The sequence below is a fragment of the Klebsiella sp. D-Nf1 genome, from assembly GCF_002810515.1.
GTDB lineage: Bacteria > Pseudomonadota > Gammaproteobacteria > Enterobacterales > Enterobacteriaceae > Klebsiella > Klebsiella variicola.
In genome coordinates this window covers 116,105-129,019 of record NZ_PIOK01000003.1, presented here as the reverse complement: position 1 = coordinate 129,019, position 12,915 = coordinate 116,105, and the positions used below count along the sequence as shown (strand labels likewise).

Sequence of the window (12,915 nt, the reverse complement as noted above, 5' to 3'; positions counted from 1 at the left end):
CCGTTTAACACAAAAAATAAAAAACCACGGAACCCGAAGTCCCGTGGTTAAACGCTTTTCCTTAACGCCTGTTAATGGGCGCTGGAAGTCACCTGACGTCCGGCTGCGCGATCCCAGATCACCGCGAGGAACACCATCACGGCGGTGGGCATCAGCCAGGCCAGGCCCTGCTCCGCCAGCGGCAGACGCGCGGTCCAGGCCGGCAGAATCGCGGCAAACGCCGATGACTTAATCCCGTCAATGATACCAAACATCAGACTGATAAACATGGCCGGCGCGATAACGCGGGACGAATTATGCCACCAACTGCGGGTAAAGCTTAATACAACCAGTGCGATACACGGCGGATAGATAGCGGTCAGCACCGGAATTGACACCTGAATCAGATGGCTCAGGCCCAGATTGGAGACCGCCATCGAGAACAGGCCAAGGATAAAGACCAGCGTGCGATAGGAGAACGGCAGATACTGGGCAAAGAACTCGGCGCAGGCGCAGGTCAGGCCCACCGCCGTCACCAGGCAAGCGATGAAAATCAGCGCCGCCAGCAGGAAGCTGCCTGCCCCGCCGAAGGTATGCTGCACGTAGGAGTGCAGAATGGCCGCGCCGTTGGCGGACTGGTCCACGAGAGTGGCGCTGTCAGAACCCAGACGGAACAACGCCAGGTACAGCAGCGTCAGGCCAACGCCTGCCATCAGGCCAGCCCAGACGGTGTAGCGGGTCAACAGACGCGCTTCGCTGACGCCGCGGGAGCGTGCCGCATTGACAATCACGATCCCGAACACCATCGCGCCGAGGGTATCCATGGTCAGGTAGCCGTTAACGAAGCCATTGGAGAATGGCGCCGTGCGATACGCTTCCAGCGCGTCGCTGATCGGGCCCGCTGGCCAGACAATGGCCGCTACCGCCAGCACAATCAGGGCGATAATTTTCAGCGGCGCAAGGAAATTGCCCACGGTGTCCAGCAGTTTGCCCGGATAGAGGGAGACCAGAATCACCAGCGCGAAGTAGATAACGCTGTAGATCAGCAGCGGCAGCGGGCCATCGCCGGTCAGCGGCGCAATACCGACCTCAAAGGAGACGGTCGCGGTACGCGGGGTCGCGAACAGCGGCCCCACCGCAAGATAACACACCACAGCCAGCAGGATACCCGCCACTTTACCAATGGGGGTGCTCAGGCTTTCAACGCCGCCGCCGACTTTCGCCAGCGCCACCACCGTCAGCACCGGCAGACCCACCGCAGTGATCAGGAAGCCGATCGCCGCCGTCCAGACGTGCTCGCCCGCCTGTAAGCCAACCATCGGAGGGAAAATAATGTTGCCTGCGCCAACAAACAACGCGAAGGTCATAAAGCCCAACGCTATGATGTCGCGAGATTTTAACTGATGGGTCATAAATTCATTACTGCCTGTGGATGTGGTGTTGTAAAAAAATGGAAAAATACCGCGCTCCCCTCTCAGGGACGATACAGCGGCTATTGCCGGTAAACTCAGCGAGATATGCTCCCGAAGCGGCGTGGGAAAGAATTGTTTTTGGTATTACCACGCAAAAGCAGTCTGTCATCGACTACGCAGGCGCAATTTAAACGCTTATAACGTTTTAAAGCAAGGCACGATCGTAAAAGCAGATGATTATGCTGGTTATCAGTTACAGCCCAGAATCATTTACCATATTGTTGGAAAACCCGTGGCTTATCATGCGAACAAAAAAGCAGCATGCGTTCATTAAATAGGCGAGAAAAAAAGGATGCCAACGAAAATGACCAGCCGAAGCTGGTCATTGGCAAGATAAGCTGACAGCACGCCGTTCAGGCGTCGTTTCTGGCAATTAATCGTTCCGGGAGCAGGAAGCTAAAACGGGTTCCCTTGCCCACCGTGCTGGCGATCTCCAGCCGGCTGTCATGATGGTTGACCGCGTGTTTGACGATCGCCAGTCCCAGGCCGCTGCCCCCCGTTTGCCGGGAGCGGGCTTTATCCACCCGATAAAAGCGCTCGGTCAGACGGGGAATGTGCTCCGGCGCAATACCCGGTCCATTATCCTCAACGCTGAACAGCGCCCCCTGCGGGGTCCGCTGCCAGCTGACGCGGATTTCGGTCCCCGGCGGGGTGTGGTTCACCGCGTTATAGACCAGATTAGAAATCGCGCTGCGCAGCTGCTCCTCATTACCCAGCACCTTGAGCTGCTCGTCAACGGTGAAGATCAGCGTCTGTTTCTCCTGGCTGAGGGTCTGCGCCTCGCGCTCCACCACCCGCAGCATCATCGGCACGTCAATGCGATCATTCATCACCAGCACCGGCGCGGCTTCAATGCGCGACAGTGTCAGCAGCTGCTTCACCAGCCCTTCCATACGCTGAGTTTGCTCCCGCATGGTGTGCAGGGCTTTTTCCCGCGTCGCCCCCTCCAGCACCTGCTCCTGCATCATCTCCAGATAGCCCTGCAGCACCGTCAGCGGGGTACGCAGTTCATGGCTGACGTTGGCGAAAAAGTTCCGCCGCGCCCCTTCCAGTTGATGCATCTGCGTCACGTCGCGCGCCACCATCAGCCACTGCTTGTCGGTGTAAGGCATCACGCGAATTTCCAGATGGCGAGCGTTATTCAGCACCAGGTTGAGTGGCTTAGAAAAATCACGCTGTTTCAGATAGTTGGCGAACTCGGGATAACGCAGAAGGTTGAGAATATTTTGGCCACTGTCGTCCGGCCAGCGCAGGTTTAAAATCTGCTGCGCCAGGCCATTACACCAGAAAATGGCCCCCTCTTCCGTGGTCAGTACGACCGCATCCGGCAGCGATTCCGCTCCGCTGCGAAAACGTTTAATCAGGCTTCCCAGCTCGCGTCGACGCTTTTTATTACGCATCTGCATCTGATGCAGACCATACAGCAGCGGCTCCCAGCTGCCACGGCCAGGCGGAGGAGTCATGCTCCGATCCACCCACAGCCACCACGACAGGCGCATCAAATTCCAGAAATGCCAGATCAGCAAACCGGTCACTGCCGCCAGTAAAAACCACGGCAAATGCCCCCAAAATGCCCCCAGAATCAGGGCCGGAATACACGCTAAAAAGAGCTCCAGCGCCAGCCTTTTCCATGACAGCCGTTCCAGCACGGGTCACACTCCTGTCAAAATTCAGAAACGGGCGGAGAAACGATACCCCGTGCCGCGAACCGTTTGCACCATACGATCATGGCCACTGTGTTCCAGCGCTTTGCGCAGGCGGCGAATATGGACGTCCACCGTGCGGTCTTCCACATAGACGTTGGTTCCCCAGACGTGGTTCAGCAGCTGCTCGCGGCTGTACACTCGCTCAGGATGGGTCATAAAGAAGTGCAATAACTTAAATTCCGTCGGCCCCATGTCCAGCGGACTGTCGCCGGTCATCACCCGGTGCGACGAAGGGTCGAGGCTCAGACCCTGCATTTCGATCACCTCTTCCACCGCCATCGGCGAAATACGGCGCATCACCGCCTTGATCCGCGCCACCAGCTCTTTCGGTGAGAAAGGCTTGGTAATGTAATCATCCGCCCCGGTCTCCAGGCCGCGAACGCGATCCTCTTCTTCTCCACGCGCGGTCAGCATCACGACCGGGATATCCCGCGTCATCGCCTCGCGCTTGAGCAACTTAATAAACTGCAGCCCCGAACCACCCGGCAGCATCCAGTCAAGGAGAATCAAATCAGGCCAGGGTTCATTGAGTTGATTCACCGCGCTGTCATAATCTTCCGCCTCGACAGGCTGAAAGCCATTTTGCTCCAGAACAAAGCAGACCATTTCGCGGATTGGAGCTTCATCTTCAACGACCAGAATTCTTCTCGCCATTATTTACCCTGTGTTTTTTAGCCATCAGTATAGAAGTGCGGCGTCATTATGCGTCACTTTTGTGACAGATTTATGAAAAAAATGACGGTCTGATGATCGGGTAATTTGAAGCATGACGCGGACTTACCCCCCGCCGACAAATGATATACTGCCGCCCATGCTTTTTTCGCTAGGGAAGATTTATGCGCCTCCTTCACACCTCCGACTGGCATTTGGGCCAGAATTTTTACAGCAAAAGCCGTGCGGCCGAACACGACGCTTTTCTTACCTGGCTGCTGGACCGCGCGCAGGAGCATGAAGTCGACGCCATTATCGTGGCTGGCGATATTTTTGATACCGGCTCGCCGCCGAGCTATGCCCGCGAACTGTATAACCGTTTTGTCGTCCAGCTGCAGCAGGCCGGCTGTCGCCTGGTCGTGCTGGCGGGCAATCACGATTCGGTGGCGATGCTCAATGAGTCCCGCGATATTCTCGCCTTTTTACACACCACCGTGGTGGCGAATGCCGGCTACGCGCCCATTGAGCTGCCGTTGCGCGACGGCACCCCGGGCGCCATCTTCTGCCCGGTGCCGTTTTTACGCCCCCGCGAGCTGGTTACCAGTCAGGCCGGCCACTCCGGTCGGGAAAAACAGCAACAGCTACTGCACGCCATCAGCGACTATTATCAGGAGCAGTATCAGCAGGCCTGCGCGCTGCGCGGCGATCGGCCGCTGCCCATCATTGCCAGCGGCCACCTGACCACCGTCGGCGCCAGCAAAAGCGATGCCGTCCGCGACATTTACATCGGCACGCTGGATGCCTTTCCGGCGCAACACTTCCCGCCTGCCGACTACATTGCGCTGGGCCATATTCACCGCGCGCAGGTGGTCGGCGGTTGCGAACACATCCGCTACAGCGGCTCGCCGCTGCCGCTGAGCTTCGATGAAACCGGCAAAGCGAAATCGGTGCACCTGGTGAGCTTTAACGGCGGGCGACTCAGCGCCGTGGAAACCCTGGAGGTGCCCGTGACCCAGCCGCTGGCGGTGATCAAAGGCGATCTGGCCGCCATCACCGCCCAGCTGGAGCAGTGGCGCGGCGTCGAGCAGGACCCGCCGGTGTGGCTGGATATCGAAATCACCACCGAGGACTACCTGCACGATATTCAGCGTCATATTCAGGCGCTGACGGAGGATCTGCCGGTGGAAGTGCTGCTGGTGCGCCGCAGCCGTGAGCAGCGCGAGAAAATATTGCTCAACGCCCAGCGGGAGACCCTCAGCGAACTGAAGGTGGAAGAGGTGTTCGAGCGCCGGCTGGCGCTGACCGAGATTGACGATGACAAGCGCGCCCGGCTGCACGAGCTGTTCACCCATACGCTGCATACGCTTACCGCGGAGGACGAAAACGCATGAAAATCCTCAGCCTGCGTCTGAAAAATCTCAACTCCCTGAAGGGTGAATGGAAGATAGACTTTACCGCCGAGCCGTTCGCCAGCAACGGCCTGTTCGCCATTACCGGTGCTACCGGCGCCGGCAAAACCACCCTGCTCGATGCCATTTGCCTGGCGCTTTATCACGAGACGCCGCGCCTGAATAAAGTCTCCCAGTCGCAAAATGACCTGATGACCCGCGATACCGCCGAGTGTCTGGCGGAAGTCGAGTTTGAAGTAAAAGGCATCGCCTACCGCGCTTTCTGGAGCCAGAACCGGGCGCGCAACCAGCCGGATGGCAATCTGCAGGCGCCCCGCGTCGAGCTGGCGCGCTGCGCAGACGGCAAAATCCTCGCCGATAAGGTCTCGGACAAGCTGGAGCAAACCGCGACGCTCACCGGCCTCGACTATGGCCGCTTCACCCGCTCGATGCTGCTTTCCCAGGGGCAATTTGCCGCCTTCCTGAACGCGAAGCCGAGCGACCGCGCGGAGCTGCTGGAGGAGCTGACCGGCACGGAAATCTACGGCCAGATTTCGGCCATGGTCTACGAACAGCACAAAGCCGCTCGCCACGCGCTGGAGAAATTCGAAGCCCAGGCGGCGGGCATCGTCCTGCTGACGGAAGCGCAGCAGCAGGCGTTGCTGGAAAGTTTGCAGGTACTCACTGACGAAGAGAAAACCCTGCTGACGCAGCAGCAAAACCAGCAGCAGCTGCTTCAGTGGCTGACGCGCCGCGACGAGCTGACGCAACAGCACCAGCAGGCGGTCACCCGGCAGCAGCAGGCCCGCCAGGCGCTGACCGACGCCGCCCCGGCGCTGGCGAAGCTTGAGCTGGCTCAGCCCGCCGCCCAGCTGCGCCCCCTGTGGGAGCGTCAGCAGGAACAGGTGGCTGGTCTGGCGCAAACCCGGCAACGGATCAACGAAGTAAATGCTCGCTTACTTGCCTGCACCGCGCAGCGCGCGCGCATCCGCCGCAGCGCCCTGCACGCTCAGCAGCAGCGTCAGACAGAGCTGACGGAGCTGGCGCAGTGGCTGGCCGCCCATGATCGATTCCGCTTATGGGGTCAGGAGATTGCCGGCTGGCGAGCGCAGTTCTCGCAACTGACGCGGGATAAACAACAGCTGACGGCTCAGACCACCCGCCTGGCCGCGCTGCGCCAGAAACTGAGCGCTCTGCCGGCCAGCTCCCTCTCATTGTCCGCAGAGGAAGTCACGGCGGCGATGGCGCAGCAAACGCAGTCGCGGCCGCTGCGCCAGCGGCTGATCTCCCTGCATGAACAGCATCAGCAGTTGCACAAACGCCTGCGTCAGCACGCCGAAAGCATCCAGCAGGCGCAGACGGAGCAGGCAAAACTCAACGCCACCCTGACGCAACGTCGGGAACAGTATAAAGACAAAAACCAGCACTATCTCGACCTGAAGGCGCTCTGCCAGCGGGAAGAAACGATTAAAGATCTGGAAGGTTACCGCACCCGGCTCGAGGCGGGTAAACCCTGCCCACTGTGCGGCTCCTGTGAACACCCGGCGATGGCGCAATACGCCTCGCTGACGGTCACGGATAACCAGCGTCGCCGCGATGCGCTGGAAAAAGAGGTCGCTGCACTGAAAGAAGAAGGCCTGCTGATCCTCGGGCAGGTCAACGCCCTGACGCAGCAGATCCAGCGTGAGACCGAAGAGACCCGGCAGCTCACAGAGGAAGAGCAAGCGCTCACTAAAGCGTGGCAAGAAACCTGCGCCTCGCTGCAGGTCACGCGGGATATTGCGCAAGAGATAAACGACTGGATGCAGGAGCAGGAGCGCTACGAGCAGCAGCTCTATCAGCTCAGTCAGCATCTGATGCTGCAGAGCCAGCTCAACGATCAGGAGGCGCTGGAACGCCAGGCTCACCAGCAGCTGGAGACCACGCGCCAGGGACTGGAGAACGCCCTGCAGACGCTGTCACTCAACCTGCCGGAAGAAGGCGCAGAAACCGCCTGGCTGCACGCTCGCGAAAGCGAATTTGCACAGTGGCAGGCGCAACAGACGCAGCATGGCATGATTCAGGAGCAGATCGCCGCCCTGAAACCGCTGCTCGATACGCTGCCGCCCGGTGACGAGGATGACGCGGAGGCTGGGCCGGTTATCCCGGACAACTGGCGCGAAATACACGAGGAATGCCTGTCGCTGCACAGCCAGCTCGTCGCCCAGCAGCAGCTGGAGACTGAAGAAACGGCGCGCGTGCACCAGTCACAGACGCAATTCACGGCTGCCCTGGCCGCCAGCCGCTTTAACGATCGGGAGGCGTTCCTCGCCGCGCTGCTGGATGACGAGACCACCCAGCGGCTGACGCAGTTAAAACAGACGCTGGAGCAGCAGCTTCAGCAGGCGACGGCGCTTTGCGAGCAAGCGACCCAGCAACAACAGGCGCATCTGGCGCTGCGTCCGCAAGGATCAGACGCTGACGGGCCCACCCTGCAAACGCAGCTGCACGCCCTGGCCCAGCGGCTGCGGGACAATACCACCCGCCAGGGTGAGATCCGCCAGCAGCTCAGGCAGGACAATGAAAGCCGCCAGCATCAGCAAGCGCTGGGACAGCAGATTGCAGAGGCGACGCAGCTGGCGGACGACTGGGGCTATCTGAATTCGCTGATCGGCTCCAGCACCGGCGACCGGTTCCGCAAATTCGCCCAGGGGCTGACCCTCGATAATCTGGTCTGGCTGGCAAACCAGCAGCTCAACCGCCTGCACGGCCGCTATCTGCTGCAACGCAAGGCCAGCGAGGCGCTGGAGCTGGAGGTTGTCGATACCTGGCAGGCCGACGCCGTGCGCGACACCCGCACCCTCTCTGGCGGCGAAAGTTTCCTCGTCAGCCTTGCGCTGGCCCTGGCGCTGTCTGACCTGGTGAGCCATAAAACGCGGATTGACTCCCTGTTTCTCGATGAAGGCTTCGGCACCCTCGACAGCGAAACGCTGGATACGGCGCTGGACGCCCTGGATGCCCTTAACGCCAGCGGCAAAATTATCGGGGTGATCAGCCACGTGGAGGCGATGAAGGAACGTATTCCGGTACAGATCAAAGTGAAGAAGATAAATGGCCTGGGCTACAGTCGGCTGGACAGAGCGTTTGCCGTGGAGTGAGGTCTGAGTCATTGCGATGTCCCCTCACCCTAACCCTCTCCCGGTGGGAGAGGGAACCGTCCGGCGCCGGTCTGTAGTTTCGCACGCTATTGCGATTCCCCTCTCCCTGCAGGGTGAGGGGTTCCCGGCTACTGCCTCAACCACCCGCACCGTACCGCTTTTCTCCCTCTCCCTGCAGGGAGAGGGCCGGGGTGAGGGAAACGGTTCAGGTCCCCTGGAGCGGCCATAGCCAGGCCGCGCCGCGTACTCCGCTGGAGTCACCGTGCAACGCTTTGCGGATCGGCGTTTCACACTCGCCGCCGAAGACCCACTGCTTCACCAGGTCCGGTACCGTCTGGTACAGTCGCTCGACGTTGCTCATCCCGCCGCCCAGCACGATAACGTCCGGGTCGAGGATATTCACCACGTGAGCCAGCGATTTCGCCAGCCGCTGTTCATAGCGGCTCAGCGCCAGTTCGGCTTTTTCATCACCTTCACCCACCAGGCGCATAATCTCGCTGCCGGTTAACCCCTTGCCGCTCAGCCGCTGGTAGTCGGTGGCAAAGCCGGTGCCGGAGATAAAGGTTTCGATACACCCCTGTTTACCGCAGTAGCAGGGCACTTGCGCACGATAGCGCAGCTCATCGTCGTCCATCCACGGCAACGGGTTATGCCCCCACTCGCCGGCATTACCGTTGCCGCCGATATGCGCCCGCCCGTTGAGCGCCACCCCGGCGCCGCAGCCAGTGCCGATAATCACCGCGAACACCGTTTGCGCCCCCGCCGCCGCGCCGTCCACCGCTTCCGACACCGCCAGACAGTTGGCGTCGTTGGCCAGCCGGACTTCACGCTCAAGGCGCAGGCTGAGATCCTTATCAAAGGGCTGGCCGTTGAGCCAGGTCGAGTTGGCGTTTTTCACCACCCCGGTATAGGGCGAAATTGAGCCAGGAATGCCCATCCCCACGGTACCCTGCTGTCCGGTCGCCTGCTCGGCCATCGCCACCAGGGTGGCGATAGTCTCGATGGTTTGCCGGTAGTCCTCACGCGGCGTGGGTAACCGGTGGCGAAACAGCTGCTCTCCCTGGTCACTCAGGGCTATCACTTCGGTTTTTGTTCCACCTAAATCAATACCAATACGCACGCTCAGCTCCTCACCCCGATTAACAATGCAAGCATAGCGACAATTCGCTATCATGCCCGCCTGATTTAACGACAAAGCCGTGGAAATTATCATGCTGTGGTTCAAAAATTTAATGGTTTACCGTCTCAGCCGCGATATCGAATTGCGCGCCGAGGAGATGGAAAAACAGCTGGCCGAGCTGACATTTACCCCTTGTGGCAGCCAGGATATGGCGAAAACCGGTTGGGTGTCGCCGATGGGATCGCACAGCGACGCGCTGACGCATACGACAAACGGCCAGATCGTTATTTGCGCGCGTAAAGAAGAAAAGATCCTGCCGTCGCCGGTGATCAAGCAGGCGCTGGAAGCGAAGATCCAGAAGCTGGAAGCCGATCAGGGCCGCAAGCTGAAGAAGACCGAGAAAGATTCCCTGAAAGATGAAGTACTGCACTCGCTGCTGCCGCGCGCCTTCAGCCGCTTCAGCCAGACGATGATGTGGATCGACACCGTTAACGGCCTGATCATGGTGGACTGCGCCAGCGCGAAGAAAGCGGAAGACACCCTGGCTCTGCTGCGTAAAACCCTCGGTTCGCTGCCGGTGGTGCCGCTGACCCTGGAGAATCCGATTGAGCTGACGCTGACCGAGTGGGTCCGCTCCGGCACCGTGGCGCAGGGCTTCCAGCTGCTGGATGAAGCCGAGCTGAAAGCGATGCTGGAAGATGGCGGCGTGATCCGCGCCAAGAAACAGGATCTGGTCAGCGACGAAATCGCCGTGCACATTGAGGCCGGGAAGGTCGTCACCAAGCTGGCGCTGGACTGGCAGCAGCGTATTCAGTTTGTGATCTGCGACGACGCATCAATTAAGCGCCTCAAGTTCTGCGATGAATTACGTGACCAAAACGAAGATATCGATCGGGAAGATTTCGCCCAGCGCTTTGACGCCGACTTTATCTTAATGACCGGCGAGCTGGCCGCCCTGATCCAAAGCCTGGTAGAAGGGCTCGGCGGCGAAGCGCAGCACTAAGCGCCGCTTTCCTTCCTGCCAGGCAGGAAGGAAAAAACAACCCGGCGGCAGGCGCCGGGTGTCACACTGGCTTACAGATAGCGGCACAGATAAGAGGTTGGCTCAGCCACCTGCAGATGAAATTCGCTGTTGCCTGGCACATTGAAAACTTCGCCGGCAGCGTAAACTTTCCACTCAGTCTCACCCGGCAGCAGGACATTCAGCGCCCCGCTGACCACCGTCATCTCTTCCGGCTGCGCCGTACCAAAGGTATATTCCCCTTCCGCCATCACGCCAACGCTGGCGCGACCGGTACTGCTGCTGGTGAAGCCAATGGATTTCACTTTTCCGTCAAAGTATTCATTGCTTTGAAGCATAAACAAGCCCTTCTGATCGTCGGTTAAAGGCTCAATATAGGGGGCGCTCCTTGCCCCTGTCACGTGAAATTAACACATTAGACCAATAGTTCTGCCGCCAGTCGGGAAACCAGCACATTCGACAGCAAAACCGGGACGTCCAGGGCTTTTTGTAACACATCGCGGTGATGTTGATAGTAACCGAGACAATCGAGCACCAGGACGTCGGCGCCCTGATCCAGCAGCGCTTTACCGGCGCTTAATAGCTCACTGTCGCTGCCGGTAAAGGGGTTGGCCAGCGCGTAGTACGGCGACTTTTCCAGCGAGAGCCACTTTTGCCGCTGCATGGGCATGATCTCTTCCACCGGCACGATCACCCCCACCTGATGCCCATCGACGATCGACGCCACCAGCGGCGGGATGATCCGCTGCGGCTCAAGAAGGATCGCATGGTGGGTCGTAAAACCACTCAACTGTTCGGAGCTGAGCAACAGGATCACATCATAGTTCTGCCGATCCAGCATCGCGATCACACTGCGGATATCCCGTTCAATTTTCTGCCGCGATATCATCACCAGCTGGTTATCACTGAGCAAGGTCAGCAGGCCCTGCTCGCCGTCACCCACCGTGTACTCTTTGCTTACCTCAGCATGGGTCATATCGCCCAGCAGACTAATGTGGGTGATCTGTTCTTCCCTGATATGTTCGGTCAGGAGCGGCAACACTCCCGCCAGCGGCACAACGCCGATGGTCAAAATTGCCATCGTTGCACTACTCATATCATGTACCTTTTCACTACCACTGCTTCAAGACAGACTTACCACACACAGCATCCGCCCCCCTGTTGAGTAAAAATCAACCGTCGAGAAGCGTAGCAGCTCCGCGCCGCCGTTGAATGTAAAGATTGCCGGGCGACAGCGGCGTGCCTGAAAAATCCGTGTGTTAGATATTCATTAGTACGACTGATAAATAAAAAATGTGAGATACGCCCGATATTGCCAGTATGGCAGGCAATCCGGGCTCAGGGGTTACGACTTGTCAGGATCTTCATAGCGCCGCTTGGCATCCACGGCTTCCTGCTCGGTAGGATGTTCGCTGATCAGCGAATTGGGTTCAGGATAATCCGCGCGGAGTTGATACCAGGTGACGGTCTGACCCTGCGGGCCTTTCTCTACCGCCACAACGCGGGCTTCTCTCGGATAAGGGGGCCTGTTTGGCATAGTTCTTCCTTCTTCTGGCGTCAGAACTATCAAGTATAGGCGCCCCTCACCGTCTTAATGTAAGTAAATTCTTAACTTACCGGGGTCGCCGTCACGCCACACAGCATGGTCATAATCTGCTCCACCACCCGATCCGGGGAGGCCGTGGCATCCACGATGTGATGGGCGGCGTCACGGTATAAGGCTTCGCGCTGCGCCAGCACCTCGCCCACCTCCTCGCGCACCGGCTTCCCGGTCAGCGTCGGACGCTGCTCGGCTTTCGGGTAAGCTTCCAGACGATCAATCAGCGCCGACACCGAGGCCTGCAGATAGATAACCACGCCATTCTCCCGCATAAACTGGCGGTTACCTTCCGCCAGCACAATGCCGCCGCCGGTGGCGATCACCGTATTCGGCAGGGTCACGGCCTTCAGCGACAGGGTTTCCAGTTCGCGAAAACGCGCCCACCCTTCTGCCTGCACGATCTCCGCTACCGTCCGCTGCTCATGAGCCTGCAGCCGATGATCGGTATCGGAGAACTGAAAATGCCGCGCTCGCGCCAGCGCATGGCCGACGGTGGTTTTACCGCAGCCGCGTGGCCCGATGAGAAAGATTGGCTGTGTCATGACCGAAGACCCCCTGGTTCCGCCTGTCGTAAAAAATGAAAACGAAAGAACGTATTATCGCTGTTTGTTCCGCAACGCATGCGTAAATTAAACGTTACACAACTTCTTTACACCCCTATTACCACAGTGAGAAAAGGGGCTCTTGATGTAAACTTATCATTGCATTAAGTGTTTAACCAGCTTTACTTTCGGCTGGGCGTTATTTTTTATCCAACGCTGGCGTAAACGGTAACACATTTATGCATAGCTTTACGAAGCAACATATTTACAACATCGTGTTTCAGACGCACCCTGATGCC

The 12,915-nt window shown here is 58.9% G+C and carries 11 protein-coding genes; 3 read left to right on the top strand and 8 right to left on the bottom strand.

Features of this window, described 5'->3' with window-relative positions; translation table 11 throughout:
- Positions 1-71: 71 nt before the first annotated feature.
- From brnQ to phoB, 3 genes are all read right to left on the bottom strand, one after another.
- Positions 72-1,391 (bottom strand): branched-chain amino acid transporter carrier protein BrnQ, encoded by a 1,320-nt coding sequence (brnQ, locus tag CWM54_RS14315; protein ID WP_061155592.1) that lies wholly within the window; start codon positions 1,389-1,391, stop codon positions 72-74.
- Between the two features lie 413 nt (positions 1,392-1,804).
- On the bottom strand, positions 1,805-3,100 hold the full coding sequence (gene phoR / locus CWM54_RS14310) for a phosphate regulon sensor histidine kinase PhoR (RefSeq protein ID WP_100697560.1): 1,296 nt from the start codon (positions 3,098-3,100) through the stop codon (positions 1,805-1,807).
- Between the two features lie 21 nt (positions 3,101-3,121).
- Complete coding sequence (phoB, locus tag CWM54_RS14305; RefSeq protein WP_002890343.1) at positions 3,122-3,811, bottom strand: phosphate response regulator transcription factor PhoB; 690 nt, start codon at positions 3,809-3,811, stop codon at positions 3,122-3,124.
- A 182-nt stretch (positions 3,812-3,993) separates the two neighbouring features.
- Here phoB and sbcD point away from each other — a divergent pair, with 182 nt between their 5' ends.
- Complete coding sequence (sbcD, locus tag CWM54_RS14300; protein ID WP_100697558.1) at positions 3,994-5,199, top strand: exonuclease subunit SbcD; 1,206 nt, start codon at positions 3,994-3,996, stop codon at positions 5,197-5,199.
- Positions 5,196-8,333, top strand: coding sequence for an exonuclease subunit SbcC (gene sbcC / locus CWM54_RS14295; protein ID WP_100697556.1), 3,138 nt, complete (start codon positions 5,196-5,198; stop codon positions 8,331-8,333). Before sbcD ends, sbcC begins: the two co-directional genes overlap by 4 nt.
- Positions 8,334-8,538: 205 nt before the next feature.
- Here the strand turns inward: sbcC and mak are convergent, their stop codons facing one another.
- A complete protein-coding gene (gene mak / locus CWM54_RS14290) occupies positions 8,539-9,453 on the bottom strand; it encodes a fructokinase (RefSeq protein WP_100697554.1) in 915 nt (304 codons plus the stop codon).
- A gap of 91 nt (positions 9,454-9,544) precedes the next feature.
- Between mak and rdgC the strand changes: the two genes are divergently transcribed.
- Complete coding sequence (gene rdgC / locus CWM54_RS14285; RefSeq protein WP_100697552.1) at positions 9,545-10,456, top strand: recombination-associated protein RdgC; 912 nt, start codon at positions 9,545-9,547, stop codon at positions 10,454-10,456.
- Positions 10,457-10,527: 71 nt separating this feature from the next.
- Here rdgC and ppnP read toward each other — a convergent pair whose 3' ends face one another.
- The 4 genes from ppnP to aroL all read right to left on the bottom strand — a co-directional run bounded on the left by ppnP (position 10,528) and on the right by aroL (position 12,616).
- Positions 10,528-10,812, bottom strand: a complete 285-nt coding sequence (gene ppnP, locus CWM54_RS14280) for a pyrimidine/purine nucleoside phosphorylase (protein WP_002890284.1) — start codon at positions 10,810-10,812, stop codon at positions 10,528-10,530.
- 77 nt (positions 10,813-10,889) lie between these two features.
- Positions 10,890-11,570, bottom strand: coding sequence for an AroM family protein (locus tag CWM54_RS14275; RefSeq protein WP_077274702.1), 681 nt, complete (start codon positions 11,568-11,570; stop codon positions 10,890-10,892).
- Positions 11,571-11,819: 249 nt separating this feature from the next.
- Positions 11,820-12,011, bottom strand: a complete 192-nt coding sequence (locus CWM54_RS14270; protein ID WP_008805350.1) for a YaiA family protein — start codon at positions 12,009-12,011, stop codon at positions 11,820-11,822.
- Between the two features lie 71 nt (positions 12,012-12,082).
- The gene (aroL, locus tag CWM54_RS14265) at positions 12,083-12,616 is read right to left on the bottom strand and encodes a shikimate kinase AroL (protein WP_061155599.1); all 534 of its coding nucleotides are present in this window, start codon (positions 12,614-12,616) and stop codon (positions 12,083-12,085) included.
- Positions 12,617-12,915 lie beyond the last annotated feature (299 nt).